Origin of the sequence: Rhizobium mesoamericanum STM3625 (genome assembly GCF_000312665.1) — a bacterium.
Classification (GTDB): Bacteria; Pseudomonadota; Alphaproteobacteria; order Rhizobiales; family Rhizobiaceae; genus Rhizobium; species Rhizobium mesoamericanum.
In genome coordinates, this window is sequence record NZ_HF536774.1 from 3,672 (window position 1) to 21,786 (window position 18,115).

Genomic DNA, 18,115 nt, shown 5'->3' on the forward strand with positions numbered 1-18,115 from the left:
TGCGGTCCAGATCCGACGGATGGTGGTATGCGAAAGTCCACTGGAGGCTGCCATCGAACGGATGGACCAGTGCGTGGCATCCTTGGGGGTGGTGTTCAATGTACGCTCGACGACCTGAGCAACCTGGGCATCAGAGACAGTTCGCGGTCGACCGGCACGATATTCATCTGTCAGCCCTTCAATACCATCTTGTACGAACCGGCGGCGCCACTTGCCAACCGTATGCTCGTGGACCCCAAGACGCTCGGCAACGTCTTTACTTTGCAGACCCTGCGCACACAGCAAGACCATCCGGCATCGATCCGACAGGGAGCGCGGCGCTTTATGCCGGCGCACCTGAGATTCCAGGAAATTTCTATCCGCGTCGCTCAGAACGACGAGGCCTGCTTGCCTGCCAACCATCAATCAACTCCTGCTCTTCTAACAGAAGCCAAACAAAATGAAGCTTACTTTGGTTCCAGGTGACTAGGTCCCCTCGGTATTGCAGCGTTGGAAGAAAAGGTCGTGCAGATGGCCGTGTCCACGGTTCTGAGCGCGATCTATGAGCAAGACTTCCTCGGCTTCTCATACGGGTTCCGGCAGGGAAGGGGGCAGCATGACGCGCTGGACGCCTTGTGGGTTGGGATCGACAAGCGGAAGATCAACTGGATACTGGACGCGGATATTCGCTCGTTTTATGATGAAATCGATCACGAGTGGATGCTTCGTTTCCTGTCACATCAAGTAGGTGACCGCCGGCTGATACGTCTGATCTACAAATGGTTGAAAGCGGGCACGATTGAGGATGGCCGCCGCGTCGCATCAACGCGAGGAACTCCTCAAGGCTCTGTAGTTAGTCCCGTGCTATCCAATATCTACCTGCATTACGCATTGGATTTATGGGTCCAGCAATGGCGTACTCGAAATGCTAAAGGCGACGTGATCATTGTACGTTATGCCGACGACAGCGTGATTGGGTTCCAGTACGAAGGAGAGGCGCAGCGCTTCCTGCAAGAACTGCGGGGGCGTCTCGCCCAGTTTGGCTTGCAACTGCACCCGGAAAAGACGCGGCTGATACGCTTTGGGCGGTATGCTGTGCAACAATGCCGGGAACGTAGTATCCGCAAGCCAGAGACCTTCGACTTTCTGGGATTCACGCATTGCTGCGGCAGGCGGCGCAATGATGAGGGCTTCAAGATTGTCCGTCTGACGATCAAGAAGGGGTCGGAACAAGATCTGTTCAAAATCCTGCGCTAAGGTCAAACGGATCGTGAACCCTCGTCTCGAATCCGCATAATTGTTTGGCGGCTGGTCACGAATTTCCTGGCGATTGCCGATACGCTCATCCCCGTTGCGAGATCGTCGCGCACATCCTGCTTCTGTTTGTCGCTGAGCGTCGAGGGGCGGCCGAGGGCCTTTCCTTCCAACTTGGCACGCTTGAGACCGGACTGCGTCCGCTCGATGAGCAAATCCCGTTCGAACTGTGCGACTGCATTGAGCACATTCATGGTCATTGTGCCGGCCGAACTGGTGAGATCGGCGCCGCCGAGCGCGAGGCAATAGACCCGCACGCCCATTTCGGCCAGGGCCTTCACCGTGGTGCTGACGTCGATCGCATCGCGGCCGAGCCGATCAAGCTTGGTCACGATCAGAACGTCGCCTGACTCCAGCTTGTCCATAAGCCGGGAAAAGCCACGGCGCTGCGCAATGGCGGTGCTGCCGGAAACCGTCTCGGTGACGATCCGGCGCGGCTCGACCTGGAATCCGGCGGCTTCGATTTCCTGGATTTGGTTTTCGGTGATTTGCCCGGTTGTGGAGACGCGGACATAGGCAAAGGTGCGTGGCATAGGTCGAATTTCGTCCGAATAGGATGTCCGAGATATCCCGCCTGTTCAAAAGCCTGTCAAGATAATTTGTGGACAGGCTGTTTTGCCCCTGTACGAAATCGACCCTTTCCGTACAGAGGATTGGCCACCGGCGTATGTTGTAAGGAGTAAAACGGTGGCTCGGCGAACCCTTCTCAAGGCTCAGGATCGACACGAGCTTTTCGACGTTCCCACCGACGAAGACAGCCTGATCCGTTACTATTCCCTATCGCCGGCCGATCGACTTGAAATCGAGATTCGCCGACGACAGCACAATCGGCTTGGCTTTGCGGTACAGCTCTGCCTAATGCGCTACCCTGGCCGCGCGCTCATGGCCAACGAAGCACTCCCAAAATCGATGCTCCACTATGTTGCTGAGCAAATCGGCGCCGATCCTGCTTCATTCGAGTGGTATGCCCGCCGTGAAGAAACGCGCATGAACCACGTCGCGCATCTGCTGGGCTATCTGGAAATGCGGAGCCCGACCGCCGATGATCGCCGTGCGGCGCTGCTGGCAGCCATCGAGGCCGCCTCAACGACAGATAAGGGAGCGCCGATCGCAAAGGCGATCGTCACCGCGTACCGGGAGCGGCGGGTTCTCCTGCCGGCGGCGAACATGGTCGAACGCATGGGGCTCGCAGCGCGTGCCATTGCACGCCGTCGCGCCGAGCGTGCGCTGATCTCGGATCTCGATTCGGAAAAGCTCGAAACCATGGATGCCTTGTTGGGCGTTGATCCGGCGGTTGGACAGACGCGCTTTCATTGGCTGCGTTCTGCTACAGACGCACCGGGAGCGGGGAACCTGGTCGGATTGACCGAACGTATCGCGTTCGTGCGCTCGCTCGGGATTGATCCCCGTTTACAGGCTCGCATCTCCTCCGGAAGATGGGACCAGATGATCCGTGAGGGTGAGGCAACGCCAGCCTGGCTGGCCAGCGACTTCAGCGCCAACCGTCGCCGCGCGACAATCGTTGCGCAGGTCATCAAGCTCGGCCAGAAGCTCACTGACGACGCGGTGATGATGTTCATTAAGCTGATGGGCCGGCTGTTCTCTCAGGTTAACAACCGGAAAAAGCAGCGCCACATGAACGCCCGCGTGGAAACATCCAAGGCGCTACGCCTATTTCTCGACACGATTTTGGCCCTGCAGGCCGCCAACGATGCCGATGAAGACGCGATCGAGATGGTCAACCGGAAAGTCGGTTGGCATCGGCTGCTACAGATCAAGCCCGGTCTCGAGGCGATGGTGGAAAACAGCGACGCTTCGCCTTTGGCGCTGGCGGCCGAGCAACATGGGAATATCCGCAAGTTCGCGGGGGCCTTCCTTCAGGCGTTCACGTTCCACTCGCGCCGCCGGCACGATCCGCTGCTCGCGGCGATCGCGACCCTGAAAATGCTTTATGTGGAAGGTCGCCGTGTCTTGCCGGATCGCGTGCCGGTTGGTCATCTGGGAACGGCCGAGAAAAAGCTGATCTTCGAGGATGGAAAGCCGGATCGGCGGCTTTACGAAATCGCAACGCTTACGCATTTGCGGGACCGACTGAATTCGCGAGACGTCTGGGTCGAGGGTAGCCGGTCATTCCGGCCGATAGACGAACATCTCATGCCCAAGCCCGCGTTCCTCACCATGAAGGAAGAAGGCAAGCTCGGTCTCGGCGTACAGGGCGATGGCGCGGCTTGGCTCGCTGAAGTGCGGCAGACGATGGACTTCAATCTTAAGCGCCTTGCTTATCGCGCCCGCAATGGAAAGCTCGATGGCGTCAGGCTGGAGGCTGGCAGTCTGATCGTGACGCCGCGGGCGAGCGACATTCCGGCCGCAGCCGATGAGTTGAACGGCGAAATCAGCGAAATGTATCCTCTGATCGAAGTGCCAGACCTGCTCAGGGAGGTGCATGAGTGGACCGGATTTGCCGATCAGTTCACGCATGTCCGGACAGGCGACGCGCCGCAGAACATCTCCGCCATGCTCGCCGGCGTGTTGGCGGATGGCACCAATCTCGGCCCGAAACGCATGGCGGGAGCCTCCAAGGGGATCAGTGCGCATCAGATCGGTTGGATGCGCACTTTCCATGCCCGATCCGAGACCTACAGGGCGGCCCAGGCCTGCGTGACAGATGCGCATGCACGCCATCCGCATTCGCAGCTTTGGGGAGACGGGACGACCGCCTCATCCGATGGGCAATTCTTCCGCGCCAGCGACCGGGCCGCTAAACGCGGCGACGTCAATCTGCACTATGGCAGCGAACCGGGATCCAAATTCTACAGCCATCTCTCCGACCAGTATGGATACTTCGGCATATTGCCGATCAGCCCGACCGAAAGCGAGGCCGTTTATGTCCTCGATGGTTTGTTCGATCACGACACGATTCTGGAAATCGAGGAGCATTTTACCGATACCGGTGGCGCCAGCGATCATGTCTTTGCTCTATTCTCCCTGATCGGCAAGCGCTTCGCGCCACGACTGCGCAACATCAAAGACCGAAAGTTCCACACCTTCGAGAAGGCAGATGCCTATCCGGCGCTGGAAAACCACATCGGCGCCCCCATCAACACCGCCCTCATACTTGAACATTGGGACGATATTCTGCGGCTGGCCGCCTCGATCACGACGCGCACCGTCGCGCCGTCAACGATCCTCAAAAGGTTCTCCGCCTCATCGAAATCCAGCGACCTGGCCAAGGCCTTGCGCGAACTCGGCCGCATCGAGCGCACCCTGTTCATGATCGAGTGGTATTCCAGCCCGGCGCTACGCCGGCGTTGTCAGGCCGGTCTCAACAAAGGCGAAGCCGCGCACAAGCTCAAGCGCGCCGTCTTCTTCCATGAGCGCGGCGAAATACGGGATCGATCCTTTGATAGCCAGGCATTCCGGGCTTCCGGCCTCAACCTGGTGGTCAGCGCCATCGTCCATTGGAACACCGTCTATCTCAGCCGCGCCGCCGCCCACCTGCGGCAACAGGGTCGGAATATTCCCAACGAACTGCTCAGGCACGTCTCGCCGCTCAGTTGGGAGCACATCAATCTCACCGGCATCTATTCCTGGGACGCCGAGCAACAGATGCCAGAGGGCTTCAGGCCCTTGCGCCTTCCTGGCCGCCTCCTGCGCGTCGCATGATAGTCGCCGTCCGTTCGACCTTAGCGTACGATTTTGAACCGCTGTCATAAAGGGGGCAAGCGCCGTTTGACGGATGTTCCCTTGACGACGGCCGTGCTGGTGACGGCATGTTCGGAAAGGGCCTCAAGGACATCGTCCATCTGCTCGATCGAACGGACGACCAGACGCGCAAGGAACGGATCATCACCAGTGATTTTGTCGCACTCGACAAATTCCGGCCGCTCCTGAATAAGCCTTTCGACAAGATGCAGCTTACCCGGCAGCGGCCTGATCCTCACCATTGCCCGTATCTGGTAGCCGATGGCGCGCGTATCCACATCGACGGTGAAGCCCCGGATGACGCCTGCGGTTTCCAGCCGGCGAACTCGCTCTGATACGCTCGGAGCGGACATGCCGACGAGGCGGGCAAGCTCGCTAATCGACAATCGTGCATCGGAATCGAGCGCGGTAAGAATGTGCGCGTCCGTGGCATCCAGCATGGAATTTCCAGATTGAAGGCTTTGGGACGGTTTTGCCTTAGACATGCCAAGCAAAGTAACCGATGATCCTTCGACTTTCCATATAAAATGACCGGAACACAGCACATGATCTCTCTAAAAAGGAGGTGGCATGAAAGAGGCCGCGCCCGTTGAGAGAACGGATCACTGAGATGCAGTCGATGATCGAGGGACAGTCACACTTCCAGCCTTTCGGCTTATCTTATTGGGGTTTCGCAGATCTCAATAAGGGAGTTGGAAGCATGACTGCCTCTTATGATTACCATATCGGCGTCGACTACCACAAATCCTACAGTCATCTGGTGGTCCAGGACTGCAACGGCAAAACGCTCAGATCCGGCCGGGTGAAGAACGATCGCCAGTCGCTTGGCGGCTTTCTCGAGCGCTACCGCGAGAACTCGCATGCGGTCATCGAGGCGACGCGCAACTGGATGGTGATGTACGACTGGCTCGACGACATTTGTGATGATGTCGTTCTCGCCCATCCGTTGAAGGTCAAGGCGATTGCCGATGCCAAGATCAAGACGGACAAGATCGACGCGACCGTGCTGGCGCATCTGCTGCGAGCCGATCTGGTGCCGGAAGCCTGGGCACCGAGCGACAAGGCCCGCGAACTGCGCGTGGCGCTACGCGAGCGGATGTTTTACGTGCGGCTGCGGACGATGACGAAGAACCGCATCGTCACGGTGTTTGATCGTTATCCGGAGCAGACAGCCCAACTCAAGAAGCTCGGCGATCTGTTCGGCAAGGCCGGCCGCATTCAGCTAACGCAGGTCAACGTCTCAAAGATCGACCGCATCCAGATCGACCGTGGCCTCGACTTCATCGGCGACATCGATGTGCGGATCAGGCAATCGGAAGCAACGATCCGGGCGATGACCAAGGCCAATGCCAACGTCAAACTGTTGAAGACGGTCCCCGGCATCGGCGAGTTCTTCGCCCGTCTGATCGACGCGGAGATCGACGATATATCCCGCTTTCGCAACCCGAAGAAGCTCGCCGCCTATGCCGGGCTTGTACCTTCGACCTATTCGAGCGGCGGCAAGACCTTCCACGGCAAGATCATCAAGCAGGGCAACAAGTGGCTGCGCTGGGCTTTCGTGGAGGCGGTCACCCCTGCCATCGCCAGCGATGCGCAGCTTCGCGCCCAATACGAACACTTGAAGATCATTGGAGTAAACAAGGCGCGGGTTGCCATCGCGCGCAAGCTTTTGACGATCACCTTCCAGATCCTGCGGGACCAGCGCGCTTACGAGCGGCGAGGTGAAAGCAGCACGGAAGGCACGTCGGCGATATCCCGGTTGTCCTGATGTTTTCTTAGCGAGCCCGGCAGGACTGGGCTGCGCTCCTCAAGGAGAATGGGAAACCGGGAGCCGAACGCCACTCTGTGACCGAAGCCAAGAAGGCATCAGGGTCACGCATTGGAGAATGGTTCAGAACCGAAGGACAGCAAAAGCGATCTGTCCGGCGGAAAGAAAGACTTCGCCGATCGGTGCGAGTGCCGGTCAAAACCTAACCGAACCCAAGGAAAAGCCGCCAAATGGAGGTGTTCTGCCCCTTGAGTTCTTTCATTGGAGAATATCATGTTGATTGGGATCATTGCCGGCCTTACCACTTGTGCATTGTGGGGCTGACGTTCCTCGCCCCGCGTGCCGTCGCACCGTTCACGGCGTGGGATTTGACCATTGCGCGCTACGGCATCTTTGGTTTGGCCTGCCTGCTTCTGATGGTCAATCGACGGTTCCGGCCTGCTGGAATGGCACCGTCCCGGCTGCTGATCGGCTTGCTTCTCGGTGGCGCGGGATATGTGGGATACTTTGTCAGCGCCGCCTGGAGGCGAGAACAGTGCTCGGCATTCAGGACCGCGCCCTTGCCATTCTCGATGCACTACTGACCTTCTATCCGGACAATGAGCTTTCGGAAGAGCGCGGCCTGGTGGTGTTCCCGTCAAATCAGCAGCTTTCGGTTCGAGCGCATGGTATTGCTGGCACGACATTGCGCCGGCACCTTGCCGCACTCGTCGATACTGGACTGATCCAGCGCAAAGACAGTGCTAATGGCAAACGATACGCCCGAAAGGACAATGGCGGCCAGATCGAAGATGCATTCGGGTTTAGCCTGGCGCCGCTGCTTGCTCGTGCCGAAGAGCTTGCGCAGCTTGCCCAGCAGGTGGCGGCCGCGCGCCAGAATTTCCGTCGCGCCAAAGAAGCCCTGACCATCTGCCGTCGAGACGTTCGTAAGCTGCTGACGGCCGCGGTAGAAGAGGGCGCTCCTGGCAATTGGGAGAAGCTGGAGGGCCATTATGTACAGCTGGTCGCTCGGATTCCGCGCACGCCAACCATCAAAGATATCGAATCTATCCTCGATGAAATGCAGATGTTGCGTGAAGAGATCATCAATCACCTGGAATTTCAGGAAGATTCCCAAGAAACAGATAGCAATGATGTCCAAAATGGATGTCACATACAGAATTCAAATCCCGAATCCAGCAATGAACTTGAACCTCGCTCTGAAAAAGCGCAGGAGGCGAAATCGAACCCACACATTGGGCGGATGCGAGAGCCGATAAAGGCTTTTCCACTGGGAATGGTGTTGCAGGCCTGCCCTGAGATTTCGAACTACGGGCCGGGCGGTGCGATCGGTAGTTGGCGCGATCTGATGTCGGCTGCGGTGGTCGTGCGATCGATGCTGGCCGTCAGTCCAAGTGCCTACCAGAATGCCTGCGAGGCATTGGGCGCCGAAAACGCCGCGGCAGTGATGGCCTGCATTCTCGAAAGGGCGGGGCACATCAACAACGCGGGCGGTTATTTGCGTGACCTCACCCGCAAAGCAGAACGCGGCGAGTTTTCGCTTGGACCGATGTTGATGGCTTTGATGCGAACGAATGCTTCGCCTGGCCGGAGGGCATCGTGATCAACAAAAGGGTCATACTGCGGTCAGTTTGAGATGGAGTTGCTGAAAACATGCATATTCGAATGACCGTAACCGCAGATGCGGAGGAGCTGTGTAGCCTTCTGAACGAAATCATCCGCACTGGCGGGACAACCGCAATCGAGACACCGCTGCCGCCGAGTGGTTTATCGATGGGGAGTTTGCGCTTGCTCGTCATGTGCGGAGCACGATCGGTTGCTCCGTCGGCTTTCAATCTCTATGCCTGTATGGCGATCCGCTGGCGGGGTTTGCGGACATCGCTACATTCGCACGTATGCATCCAAAGATACCCGGCGCCCTTTTCCTGCAACGCGGAAAGCAGCCGAAGAACTCGGTTTCGAATTCATCAATGCGACCACGTGCCGACAATGTTAGCGTTCTTGCCTATTACACGAAGATGGGTTTTGAGGATTATGACAGGCTCATCGACGTTCCGCTCCTGGATGGGGCATCCCGTCGACCGGATCAAGAAGCGCTTCAAGTTGGGCGCTGCGCAGCACACGCCTATTTGGACTCATCGATGGTTTGGGCAACAGGCCGAGATCTCCCAACGAAATCCCAGGCGGTAAAGGCGCTTTTGAGCGCCTTGCCGTCGTTTCAGATTCAACGCGGTCAGAGTGGTCTGACGTTTTCCGCTTTTGACTTACCAGTCTTTCGATCCTGACCGAGATCGTAGGAAACGGACTGTCCCTCTCTGAGCACATCGCCATATTGCAGGGCGGAGACATGCACGAAAACGTCCGTTCCTCCGGATTCGGGTGTGATGAAACCAAAGCCCTTGTCGGCGTTGAAGAACTTTACCTTGCCAGTCGGCATAACAATCCTCGTATCTTTGCAATTTGATCGCGGCGGCAAACTAGCGGTCAGCCATTGACAGATCAAGCCAATCCGCCTTTGGCGTTCAATATCGCATCCTTAGACAGTGTAAACGAAAAGCAGCACCCGAGCCGTTGAACAAAATGGGAGTGCGACATCCTCTTGCATTTGCGGGGGGATTGGCAGCCGTTCACCGGCCCCCTGCCGGCAGTGGAGATCGATCACCTGGGCACGGGGGCAACCAAGGCGAACAACCATGAAGATTTTGAACCCTCCGACTGTCTGGACCGTGCCTGAGCAGTTCCGCACCATTTACACCCACGCTCTCGAAGCCCCTGCTGGGCGCACGCTCTTTGTGTCGGAGCAATTCGGGGTAGCTCCGGACGGCAAGATGCACAGCGATTTTCCGGAGCAACTTGGTCAGGCTATGAACAATGTGGAAGCACTGCTTTCCGCCGCAGGCATGGAGCTCAAAAGACGTAGCGAAGACAACGTTCTTCCTCAGCCGAGCAACTGATCTCCCGGCGCTCGGCCAAGCTCGCCGCGCGCGCTGGGCCTCGGACACGCCCGCGGCGGTGACCGTCATCGTCGTTGCAGCATTGGCACGCCCCGACGCGCTGATTGAGGTCGAAGTCACCGCTGTTCGACCGTAGAGGTTGGGCGTGAACCAGCGGTCAACGGCTACCACCGTCCAGGAGCGGGATGCCGGGATCGGCCGATTTCGGCATGAACCCCAACAGCGGCCCGTGGGCCGAAAAGGCGGCGGTGTCGAGCCCGGCCCTTCGCGCTCGGGCTTTCAGGATCCGGTTGACCGACTGCGGGGTGAGGGGACGCGGCGTGGGCGGCCTGAACGGGTATGAAATCCGAGCCGATTGATCATCCAGCGAGGACATCGAGAGCAGTGTCGAAGATGCGCTGATCCACGTGCCCCGCGCCTGGGACAATCCGCAGCGTCCAGGCAAGAGGGTCACCGAGTCGATCCGCGATCTGCTTGCAGAGATCGAAATGCCACAGACCACGCGCGACGCGATGTGGTCCTTGTGCCAACGCTTTCTCGTCGCGGGGCAGATCGGATGCGGTGCTGTCGGAATCTGCTTCTCCGAGCAATATCGTTAGTTTCTTGCCGAAGTATCGTTGTAAGGAGGATCGATTGAGATCTAACCCGCCCATGCCGCCCGGATATTCGACGGCAAGATCCGGCAGCATGTAAATGCCGCTGTTGGATGCGACCGCCCGATCGACGGCCGATGCGTTGGTCAAGGCCAGATATCTCAGGACGAATTGCGAGCCAGCGGAATTGCCAAACATTCCGAACCCGGTGCGTTCGGACCCAACGCCATCACGAACATGACGGAATAATCAATCGACGATTCCAAAGGACCAGTGGTCTCGCGGCGCGACGGCTGCGCCCGGGCCTGACCTGACGTTTCCGTAGTTGTAGGCATAGACGTCGGGGAATGCTTCGACGTCGAATTCCGGCACCAAGATAATCATTCCGTATTCATCCGCCCTTTTGACCAAAACATCCCGGAAATCCGATGCTGCGCGATCCAACCCATGCATGGCGATGACGATGCGGGCGGCTTTGACGCCCGATGTCGGCCGAAAATAGAATACCCGCATGTGCTGTCGGGTGCCTGTCGCAGGATCGGAGAATTGGAAGCTTCCCTTACCGGCCTCCATCTGGAACCTACTCATGATGACCTCTGTATTCTGCGTCAGCGAGTGGTGCCTGATCGAGGACCACGTGCTTGGCTTCGTCTTAAACATCGGGCAACGGGCGGCACACTTTCAACCGACGAACTGATGTCGCCGCAAGGGGGACTATCTGTCAATCAGCATCGCGCTCTGCGATCACAAAGGGTTGGCCAATATTGAAGCATAAAATCTGTCGTGGTCCTCGTTTGAAGTTCTTGCAGGGCATGAAGATTCTCTGCTTCGCCGAGCCACTCGTTCATCAGCGTTGTAAACAGCGTGTAATTGGAGACCTTGCTCATGAGATGAGCTGCTCTGTAGAATTGATTCACGCCGCGCCCTGCGAGCGGGCACAGCGTTCGTTTCCCTGACTTCATTCGTCATCGCTTGTCTCCTCACGGTGAAGGGGAGGGAAGTGGCAATACTGCGATGGTATAGGATATTTTGCTGGCCCGCCAATCTACCGCATTTCATTTGTTTTAGCTCAGCATCCATGTTGGGAGCTCTGCCATACATTGCAAGGAATTCTTATGAAAATCCGAACTGCCGACCACGGAGATATCCCGCAACTGCTGGAACTTTATCGCCACCTTTATCCTGACGATACAGAAACAACAATCGAAGACGCACGCGACAATTGGGAAGCGCTTAAGCGGTATACGGGAAGCGACATTTTCGTCGGATGTTTGGGGAATGAGATTGTTACGAGCTGCACGCTCGTGGTTGTCCCAAATCTCACGCGGGGCGGCGCTTCCTATGCCTTGTGTAGCTTTTAGCTAACAATTTCAATTGAAGCGGCAAACTAAAAATCGGACACCCGATTTTGACCTAACGCTTTCACGGCAAGGCAGGGGAGGGGCCTCAAAGCCCTGAGGCTTTGGTGAGGTTGACGCGAAAGCGGTCACGCCGGCGCTGGTATTTCCGCGTCATTTCAGCACTGGCATGGCCGAGCTGCTTCTGGACATAGCGCTCGTCGACCTCCGCGGAGGACGCTAGACCGGCGCGCAGCGAGTGACCGGAGAATTTTTCGGCGCGCTCCGCTTCGCTGAGGTCGCCCCTGACGCCGGCCGCGAGCGCCGTCTTCTTGACAAGACGAGCGACCTCGCGATCGTTCAGCCGATCCGGCCCAACATCCTTGCCTTCACCCGTCACCCTGCGGAAGAGAGGACCCTTGGCAAACCGCGCGAACCTGATCCAGGTCTCGACCGCGACAACCGGGCAGGTCGCATCGGACGAGCCGCGGCCGATCTCGACCTCGCGCCGTCCGGTCTTGCCGCGCAGGGTGACGAGCAGGCCCTTGTCAAGGATCTCGAGCCAACCGCGCCCGTCCTCGGTCTGGTCGCGGCCGAGATCAAGGCCAACGATCTCCGAGCGGCGCAGGCCCCCGGCAAAGCCGATCAGCAGCATGGCGCGGTCGCGCAGGCCGCGCAGGCTGCCGCGATCCAGGGTTTCGAGCATGGCGATCAGTTGCTCCGGCAGCACCGCTTCCTTCTGGCGGGGTGGGGTGGCGTGGGTGTTTCGGATACCGGCAAGAACGGTGGCAATATGGCGATCCTTTCGATCGATCGGCATGCCGCGTTGCGTGTAGTTCCAGGTGAGGGCGGACAGCCGCCGTTCGATGGTCGACACAGAGTTGGCCTTCATACCACGTTCGGCGGTGCCGGACGCACAAGCGGTGATGTAGAGGCCGACGATTTGTGGATCGGCTGGAAGGGGCGTCAGGTTCGAGCGCCGACACCAGGCGGAAAAATGTTTCCAGTCGCTGGCATAGGCGCGGCGTGTGTTGGCGGAGCTGGCCGCCTCGACATAGCCGCGCGCGCGATCGCTGAGATCTTGCAGATGACCCGGTAGGCCGGACGCCGGCTGCGGGGCAGGGGAGGGCGGAGCCTTCGGCAGCTCCGTCTCAAGAACGATTTCGCCGCTATTCTTCATGCCGCCTCGACATCTGTCTGTTTGAAGTCGTTCCCCTTGAAGAGCAGCGGCTCGCCGGTCAGCGCGGCGAGGGCATAGGAGAAGCAGTCGCCGTAATTCAGGCCGGCAGGATGGCGACCCTTGCCGTAGCGGCGCCAGGCTCGGCGGGCCTGGTCGGCATGCTCGGAGGTCACCGCAACGACCTCCAGATTGGTCTTGTGCAGCCAGAGATCGAGTTCTGCTCCGCCTGCCTCGCCGAAGCGTCCCTCGATGACCATCGCGGCTTCGACGAGCGTTGCCGCCGAAATCAGCCGGACGGGATCGTCGGCAATGCGTTCGCTGTAGTAGAGGGCATCCGGTTCATTGAAAAAGATCGCGACGATCGCTGACGTATCGATCACCATCAGTTCGGAATACCGTTTTCGTCGTAACCGATGATTTCATCCGGACTGCGATCATCGAGAACCGGCAGAGCGCTCAAGCGTCGCCGCATCGCCTCCATGTCGTCGAGGAGGGCAGCCTTCTTCGCTTGCGATCCCATACGCTTGAGGCGCTCTTCCAGCGCGCGCCGCGTCGCGATGGTGATGGTTTCGCCGGTGCGCGCAGCGAGTGCGCGCGCGAGCTTCTCCGTCTCGGGGTCTTTGATGCTCAGCGCCATTGCAGGTGTCCAGGTTCCTTGATATATATAATCTACCTAATGACCTGCGACGCAGGCGACACCTGCGGACGCGAATTCTGGCGACGCTCAGCCCGGCAAGCATGCGCTAACGGGGTTGAGGACCGCGAAAACGGCCATTCTCCATATAAAACACAATACGTCCGATAAGGCAAGATTATCGGACGTTTTATGTGCCGACAAGCTGTGCGGTTATTGCCGAAAATAGTGGCATAAACCGCGCACTTGATTTATGTTTCGCCGTATGGATTCGTTCTCGCTCGCTACCGAACCCACCTCAGCATGGTCACCTCGCCTGCCAGGCTGGGCGCAGGCGCGCGGCCTCGACGCCAGCGAGACCGACGCGGCCTTTGCCGCTGGTATTGCCTTGAAATCGCTCGACGATCTGATCCGCGCCGAGCCGCCATGGCTCGGCTGCTGGCGCGATCGCCTCGCCCTGAAATCGGCGGCGGTGGCCGCCAGGATGTTAGGCCGCAGCGAGGAAGAGACCACCATCCGCGATGCGGTTTTGCTCACCGCCACCGGTGACGATTCCGGCCCGGCCGGAAAGCTGTTTCTGGCCACACGAATGCTGACGCATCGATCCGGGACAATCGCCACACCCTTCGTGCAGGAGCTTGCCGCGCTGTTCGCGATCCGATGGGACGACAGCCTTGCCTCGATTCCGGATATGGTCGATTCTACGAATCAGTCCGGGCGAGCAGCACCCCTCGCGGTGGCGGACCTGATAACGGCGATCTCTGCCGTTCGCCCGGATGCCGAGGTGCTGGCCCTCGGTCTGGCCGAGGTTGTCCTCGCGTATAAGCTCAAGTGGCCGAAACCCGTTCCGCTGCTATTGCCCGAATGCTATGGCCCGGCTTTTCGCACCATCGGCGGCAGGGGTCGCGTCCGACCGGGCGATCCGGCGTATCCGAAAGCGATCTGCCTGGCGCTCGTCGACGGCGTTGAGGCCGCGCTGCGGTCTGCAGTGGACATCGACCGCCGAGCCGCGCGGCTGCTGGCTGTCGCGCCGAGGGTCCGGACCAAGGGCGCCGAACCGGTCATCCGCAAGCTGCTGGGAACGGATGCAGTACCGGCCTCGGCGCCGGGCAGCAGCTTGTCGCGCTGGGCGGCCAACCGGCTGTTCGAGCGCCTCGAAAGTTTCGAGGCGGTGCGCGAACTGTCCGGTCGCTTGTCCTTCCGGATCTACGGTTTGTGATGATGGCGGGATCCAGCGCAACTCGCAGCAAACGTCGGCCCGACAAAGGTGAGGGAGGCGAACGCCTCTATGATCGAGAACTCGAAGATCTGCCGCCGGAGCTGCGCTGGCGGGAATGGATGCTCAGGGTCGAGGCTGTGATCTTTGCCTCCACCGAGCCGGTCAGTCGCGAGATTTTGGCACAGGTGGTCGGAAAAGACTGCAGCATCGATCTTTTGATCGACGACCTCGTCGAGGAGCTGCGGGACCGTCCCTATGAGCTGGTGTCGGTCGCCGGCGGCTGGCAGCATCGAGCGCGCTCGCGTTACGCCGGCGCGATACGGGCCTCAGCTGCTCCAACGCGCGGCGCGGCAACAATGTTGTCGGAGTTCGAGGCGATGGTGCTGATGGCGGTCGGCTATGTCCAGCCGGTCACCCGCAGTGACCTCGGCAAGATTTTTGGCAAGGAGATCAGCCGCGACACCATCGCCAGCCTGCGGGATGCCGGCTTTATTGCCTCCGGGCCGCGCAGCCCGACGCCCGGCGCCCCCTACACCTATGTGACGACGAAACATTTTTTGTCGGCCTTTGGGATGGAGACGCTACGCGACCTGCCGAACATTGAGGCGCTAGAGGATGCGGGATTGCTCGGACGGAACAGCGCGCGTCATGGCGGCATGCCGGTTGCGACCGAGGACGGTACTGATCAGGATGACGATGAGAGTGGCGACGCGTTTGAAGTCGAGGAGCAAGATAACGCATGACGGACAAGGCTTTCGATGAGGACGCCGTGCGCGCGTTGGCGACAGCGGAATCCTTTGCGCGCGGCAAGGATTATGTTCGTCGCGGCGCCGTCTCAACGCTCGAACGTCGTGGTCACTAACTGACCGCCGAGGTCGAAGGCAGTGAATTCGCGCCCTATGTCGTCATGATCGACCTTCATGACGATGGCGTGGCCGCCACACGTTGTTCCTGTCCCTATGACTGGGGCGGTGCCTGCAAGCACGTTGTTGCCGTGTTGCTCAAATATATCGCGGCTCCGGAGGCGATTGCGCAACGGCCCTCCCTCGGCGGGATGCTCGAAGGCCTCGATCGCGAAGCCCTGGTGGCGCTCCTGGTCAGACGGGCCAAGGAGGATAGGGGTCTGACGGGTTGGCTTGAGGCAGAATTAGTGGCCGGTATGGCTTCGACGGGCGCACAACGAACCGCCGTTGATCCTGAACCGATCAGGCGCCAGGCGACGGCGCTGCTGTCCGGAGGCCCCGCCGGCGCGGCTGGAGCGATGAAGGGACCATGATCGACGAGGAGGCGTTTGAAGCGCTGATCGACAAGGCAAAGCCCTTTCTCGAAGCCGGCGACGGACGCAATGCATTGAATATCCTTGTGCCGGTAACCGAGACGCTCGTGCCGGTATGGCGCGAACAGGCTGACTGGGACGAGACGCTGCACGCGTTCTTTCCCTCGCTCGGGCAAATGATTGCCGAGGCAGTTTTGATGAGCGATCTCCTTCCGGACGAGCGCGACGATCTGATGGTTCGGCTCGACGTGTGGCAAGGCATGCTCAATGACCATGGTCTCGATCAATACCTGCAGGTCGCGATCGACGCGCTCGACCAAGGTTGGGACGAGATCGGTCTCAAGGACGTTCTTGCCGGACAGGGACGCTCCTGGCCGCTCTCCGGCGATGGCGATTGGATGGCGGCGCGGTTGACCGAGGCGCGGCTGCGGGTTCTTGAGATAACAGGGAGGACGGAGGCATTCCTTAACCTCGCCAGTACCGCGGGCCGCCACGGCGACCGTGCAATAATGCTGGTCCGGCTCGGGCGCATCGCAGATGCACAGAACCATGCCCGCCAACGGTTCCGCTCGGCCGAAGACGTCCTCCAACTCGCACGTCTTTTGCAGCAAGTAGCACAGATCGATGGGGCGCTGGATATCGCTGAATGGGGGCTGATGCTCAGACGCGATGACGAGGTCTCACATGGGACCGTCACCCTGGCGCGCTGGTTGCGCGACACGGCTGGCCTGTCGGGAAGGCGTTCGCTTGCTCTTGCCGCGGCGCGGGCGGCGTTCGAGCGCAGCCTGTCGCTTGAGGATTTTCGGGCGGCGGCGGCATTGGCCGGGCCGGAATGGGCCACGCTTCGGCCCCACCTCCTGGCAAGTTTGGCGGCTGCGACATACGCCCGCGACCGCACTGGGATCTATCTCGGCGAAGGCATGGTCGAGGAAGCGGTGCGATCCGTCGATCAGACGAGCATGCTCGCCGATCCGTCTGACGCAGTCCTCATGCGGCTCGCCGATGCCGCACATGCCAGTCATTCCGATTGGGTGATGGACTTTGCCGGGCGCGTCGCCGACAGCATCATGGAGTCCGGGCCTTGCCCGCTACTGGGGCTTCGCGCCACGCGCTTGCGCTCCCTATCGGGCCCGAACAAAGGGGAAGGACGAGCGCGGGGTCGGGTACGTCAAGAAGAATGCTATTGCTGGTCGCCGGTTTGAGAACTGGGCTTCGTTCGAGGCGCACCTTGACCGATGGATACGAGAGGTCGCAGACCGACGAGAACACGGCACGACTGGTGAAGCACCGATTGAACGTTTTGCTGCGGAGGCCGATGCCCTTCGGCCGCTATCCGGCCGCGCACCGTTTGGACAACTACGCGACCTCGTGCGCAAGGTGCAGGCGGACTGCGCCATCGATCTCGACACAAACAGCTATTCCGTACCCTGGCGTCTCATCGGCGAGAGCGTCCAAGTCGTTGTGCTGGCTGGCCGTGTCATTGTCCGTCACGCTGGCCAGGTTGTGGCCGATCATCCTCTCTGCCAGGGACGGCGACAACGGATCGTCGACCGGGATCACTTTGTTGGCGTCGCAGGTAGCGAAGGGCTGGTTCGCACCGCTCCAGTTGAGCTGGCACCAGCCGCCTTGCTGCGACCACTTGCGGAATATGAGGCTGTTGTTGGAGGTGGCTGGTGATGACGACAATCGATCATGATTTACTCATCGCGACACTCGATCGGCTAAAGCTGACGGCGATCCGCGACCAACTCGACACGTTGCTGGACGAGGCGGCCCGCTCGAAGATGACCTTGCGCGAAGCTCTGGCGTTCCTGGTGTCACGAGAGATCGCCCGGCGCGATGAACGGCGCATCTCGATGTCGAGCAAGTTGGCGCAGTTCCCCTTCGTACGCGAACTCGATGGCTTCGACTTCGAGGCACAGCCCTCGGTGGATCGAGGACAGATCAGGGAGCTGTCAACCTGCCGCATACGTCTGGAATAGCTCAACGTGGCGACAAAGACGTTTACCCGAAGCCGCTCGTCACCGATCCAGACACGCGTCTGCCCGAAGTCGATCTGCAACTGACGACCAGGCGGCGTTTCAAACCGCACTGTCGCACGCTTTTGCGCCCTGAGTTCCCGCCGCCATTCCCGGACTCGAAGCTCTACCGAACGCAAA

19 protein-coding genes and 4 pseudogenes are annotated in these 18,115 nt (G+C 59.6%); 13 read left to right on the plus strand and 10 right to left on the minus strand.

The genetic code is table 11. From position 1 onward, the window contains the following. Window positions 1-402, minus strand: a 402-nt coding sequence (locus BN77_RS27555) for a helix-turn-helix domain-containing protein (protein ID WP_040678913.1), incomplete at its 3' end; no start/stop codon positions are given. An 87-nt stretch (window positions 403-489) separates the two neighbouring features. Here BN77_RS27555 and BN77_RS27560 point away from each other — a divergent pair. Continuing rightward, complete coding sequence (locus BN77_RS27560; RefSeq protein ID WP_007538466.1) at window positions 490-1,236, plus strand: reverse transcriptase domain-containing protein; 747 nt, start codon at window positions 490-492, stop codon at window positions 1,234-1,236. 2 nt (window positions 1,237-1,238) lie between these two features. Here the strand turns inward: BN77_RS27560 and BN77_RS27565 are convergent, their stop codons facing one another. Further along, entirely contained in the window at window positions 1,239-1,826 is a 588-nt protein-coding gene (locus BN77_RS27565; RefSeq protein ID WP_007538468.1) for a recombinase family protein, read from the minus strand. Between the two features lie 154 nt (window positions 1,827-1,980). On the opposite strand from BN77_RS27565, the gene BN77_RS27570 reads away from it, so the two are divergent. Then, window positions 1,981-4,956, plus strand: a complete 2,976-nt coding sequence (locus BN77_RS27570; RefSeq protein ID WP_007538470.1) for a Tn3 family transposase — start codon at window positions 1,981-1,983, stop codon at window positions 4,954-4,956. 44 nt (window positions 4,957-5,000) lie between these two features. On the opposite strand, the gene BN77_RS27575 is transcribed toward BN77_RS27570, so the two are convergent. After that, the gene (locus BN77_RS27575; RefSeq protein ID WP_007538472.1) at window positions 5,001-5,435 is read right to left on the minus strand and encodes an Lrp/AsnC family transcriptional regulator; all 435 of its coding nucleotides are present in this window, start codon (window positions 5,433-5,435) and stop codon (window positions 5,001-5,003) included. Between the two features lie 260 nt (window positions 5,436-5,695). Here BN77_RS27575 and BN77_RS27580 point away from each other — a divergent pair, with 260 nt between their 5' ends. The 3 genes and pseudogenes from BN77_RS27580 to BN77_RS35190 all read left to right on the plus strand — a co-directional run bounded on the left by BN77_RS27580 (window position 5,696) and on the right by BN77_RS35190 (window position 8,953). Further along, window positions 5,696-6,763: an IS110 family RNA-guided transposase gene (locus BN77_RS27580; RefSeq protein WP_040678980.1), complete on the plus strand. Its 1,068-nt coding sequence runs from the start codon at window positions 5,696-5,698 to the stop codon at window positions 6,761-6,763. Window positions 6,764-7,166: 403 nt separating this feature from the next. Continuing rightward, a complete protein-coding gene (gene repC / locus BN77_RS27590) occupies window positions 7,167-8,366 on the plus strand; it encodes a plasmid replication protein RepC (protein WP_425280261.1) in 1,200 nt (399 codons plus the stop codon). A 50-nt stretch (window positions 8,367-8,416) separates the two neighbouring features. Beyond that, window positions 8,417-8,953: pseudogene (locus tag BN77_RS35190) on the plus strand (GNAT family N-acetyltransferase). 43 nt (window positions 8,954-8,996) lie between these two features. Here BN77_RS35190 and BN77_RS27595 read toward each other — a convergent pair. Beyond that, entirely contained in the window at window positions 8,997-9,200 is a 204-nt protein-coding gene (locus BN77_RS27595; protein ID WP_040678917.1) for a cold-shock protein, read from the minus strand. 256 nt (window positions 9,201-9,456) lie between these two features. Here BN77_RS27595 and BN77_RS27600 point away from each other — a divergent pair, with 256 nt between their 5' ends. Next, window positions 9,457-9,717: a RidA family protein gene (locus BN77_RS27600; protein WP_007538484.1), complete on the plus strand. Its 261-nt coding sequence runs from the start codon at window positions 9,457-9,459 to the stop codon at window positions 9,715-9,717. Between the two features lie 359 nt (window positions 9,718-10,076). On the opposite strand, the gene BN77_RS27605 is transcribed toward BN77_RS27600, so the two are convergent. From BN77_RS27605 to BN77_RS27635, 5 genes are all read right to left on the minus strand, one after another. Further along, a complete protein-coding gene (locus tag BN77_RS27605; RefSeq protein ID WP_157224546.1) occupies window positions 10,077-10,460 on the minus strand; it encodes a hypothetical protein in 384 nt (127 codons plus the stop codon). Window positions 10,461-10,559: 99 nt separating this feature from the next. Then, window positions 10,560-10,898, minus strand: a complete 339-nt coding sequence (locus tag BN77_RS27610) for a hypothetical protein (RefSeq protein ID WP_007538489.1) — start codon at window positions 10,896-10,898, stop codon at window positions 10,560-10,562. Window positions 10,899-11,756: 858 nt separating this feature from the next. Beyond that, window positions 11,757-12,827 (minus strand): site-specific integrase, encoded by a 1,071-nt coding sequence (locus tag BN77_RS27625; RefSeq protein ID WP_007538497.1) that lies wholly within the window; start codon window positions 12,825-12,827, stop codon window positions 11,757-11,759. Further along, window positions 12,824-13,210 carry a type II toxin-antitoxin system VapC family toxin gene (locus tag BN77_RS27630; protein ID WP_007538498.1) on the minus strand — a complete coding sequence of 129 codons (387 nt, stop codon included), beginning with the start codon at window positions 13,208-13,210 and terminating at the stop codon, window positions 12,824-12,826. The genes BN77_RS27625 and BN77_RS27630 overlap by 4 nt, the downstream gene beginning before the upstream one ends. Further along, window positions 13,210-13,464, minus strand: coding sequence for a type II toxin-antitoxin system VapB family antitoxin (locus BN77_RS27635; RefSeq protein WP_007538500.1), 255 nt, complete (start codon window positions 13,462-13,464; stop codon window positions 13,210-13,212). Before BN77_RS27635 ends, BN77_RS27630 begins: the two co-directional genes overlap by 1 nt. A gap of 262 nt (window positions 13,465-13,726) precedes the next feature. Between BN77_RS27635 and BN77_RS27640 the strand changes: the two genes are divergently transcribed. The 7 genes and pseudogenes from BN77_RS27640 to BN77_RS27660 all read left to right on the plus strand — a co-directional run. Then, entirely contained in the window at window positions 13,727-14,680 is a 954-nt protein-coding gene (locus BN77_RS27640; RefSeq protein WP_007538502.1) for a DUF1403 family protein, read from the plus strand. A gap of 2 nt (window positions 14,681-14,682) precedes the next feature. Then, the gene (gene scpB, locus BN77_RS27645) at window positions 14,683-15,423 is read left to right on the plus strand and encodes an SMC-Scp complex subunit ScpB (RefSeq protein WP_051177302.1); all 741 of its coding nucleotides are present in this window, start codon (window positions 14,683-14,685) and stop codon (window positions 15,421-15,423) included. Then, on the plus strand, window positions 15,420-15,542 hold the full coding sequence (locus BN77_RS35595; protein WP_007538506.1) for a hypothetical protein: 123 nt from the start codon (window positions 15,420-15,422) through the stop codon (window positions 15,540-15,542). The genes scpB and BN77_RS35595 overlap by 4 nt, the downstream gene beginning before the upstream one ends. 45 nt (window positions 15,543-15,587) lie before the next feature. Beyond that, window positions 15,588-15,956 (plus strand): SWIM zinc finger family protein, encoded by a 369-nt coding sequence (locus BN77_RS27650; protein ID WP_007538509.1) that lies wholly within the window; start codon window positions 15,588-15,590, stop codon window positions 15,954-15,956. Then, window positions 15,953-17,158, plus strand: coding sequence for a hypothetical protein (locus BN77_RS33800; protein WP_007538512.1), 1,206 nt, complete (start codon window positions 15,953-15,955; stop codon window positions 17,156-17,158). Before BN77_RS27650 ends, BN77_RS33800 begins: the two co-directional genes overlap by 4 nt. Continuing rightward, window positions 17,040-17,633: pseudogene (locus tag BN77_RS27655) on the plus strand (Mu transposase domain-containing protein); the annotation flags it as partial. The gene BN77_RS33800 and the pseudogene BN77_RS27655, both read left to right, overlap by 119 nt. Next, a pseudogene (locus tag BN77_RS27660) lies at window positions 17,633-17,923 on the plus strand (ATP-binding protein); the annotation flags it as partial. The pseudogenes BN77_RS27655 and BN77_RS27660, both read left to right, overlap by 1 nt. On the opposite strand, the pseudogene BN77_RS32655 reads toward BN77_RS27660, so the two are convergent. Next, window positions 17,923-18,115: pseudogene (locus BN77_RS32655) on the minus strand (IS21 family transposase); the annotation flags it as partial. The pseudogenes BN77_RS27660 and BN77_RS32655 sit on opposite strands and share 1 nt — an antisense overlap.

Excerpts from the sequence above, each read along its gene's own strand:
- BN77_RS27565 (WP_007538468.1), bottom strand. The coding sequence starts at position 1,826 with ATGCCACGCACCTTTGCCTATGTCCGCGTCTCCACAACCGGGCAAATC.
- BN77_RS27575 (WP_007538472.1), bottom strand. The coding sequence starts at position 5,435 with ATGCTGGATGCCACGGACGCGCACATTCTTACCGCGCTCGATTCCGAT.
- BN77_RS27580 (WP_040678980.1), top strand. The coding sequence starts at position 5,696 with ATGACTGCCTCTTATGATTACCATATCGGCGTCGACTACCACAAATCC.
- BN77_RS27595 (WP_040678917.1), bottom strand. The coding sequence starts at position 9,200 with ATGCCGACTGGCAAGGTAAAGTTCTTCAACGCCGACAAGGGCTTTGGT.
- BN77_RS27600 (WP_007538484.1), top strand. The coding sequence starts at position 9,457 with ATGAAGATTTTGAACCCTCCGACTGTCTGGACCGTGCCTGAGCAGTTC.
- BN77_RS27610 (WP_007538489.1), bottom strand. The coding sequence starts at position 10,898 with ATGAGTAGGTTCCAGATGGAGGCCGGTAAGGGAAGCTTCCAATTCTCC.
- BN77_RS27625 (WP_007538497.1), bottom strand. The coding sequence starts at position 12,827 with ATGAAGAATAGCGGCGAAATCGTTCTTGAGACGGAGCTGCCGAAGGCT.
- BN77_RS27630 (WP_007538498.1), bottom strand. The coding sequence starts at position 13,210 with ATGGTGATCGATACGTCAGCGATCGTCGCGATCTTTTTCAATGAACCG.
- BN77_RS27635 (WP_007538500.1), bottom strand. The coding sequence starts at position 13,464 with ATGGCGCTGAGCATCAAAGACCCCGAGACGGAGAAGCTCGCGCGCGCA.
- BN77_RS27640 (WP_007538502.1), top strand. The coding sequence starts at position 13,727 with ATGGATTCGTTCTCGCTCGCTACCGAACCCACCTCAGCATGGTCACCT.
- scpB (WP_051177302.1), top strand. The coding sequence starts at position 14,683 with ATGGCGGGATCCAGCGCAACTCGCAGCAAACGTCGGCCCGACAAAGGT.
- BN77_RS35595 (WP_007538506.1), top strand. The coding sequence starts at position 15,420 with ATGACGGACAAGGCTTTCGATGAGGACGCCGTGCGCGCGTTGGCGACA.
- BN77_RS27650 (WP_007538509.1), top strand. The coding sequence starts at position 15,588 with ATGATCGACCTTCATGACGATGGCGTGGCCGCCACACGTTGTTCCTGT.
- BN77_RS33800 (WP_007538512.1), top strand. The coding sequence starts at position 15,953 with ATGATCGACGAGGAGGCGTTTGAAGCGCTGATCGACAAGGCAAAGCCC.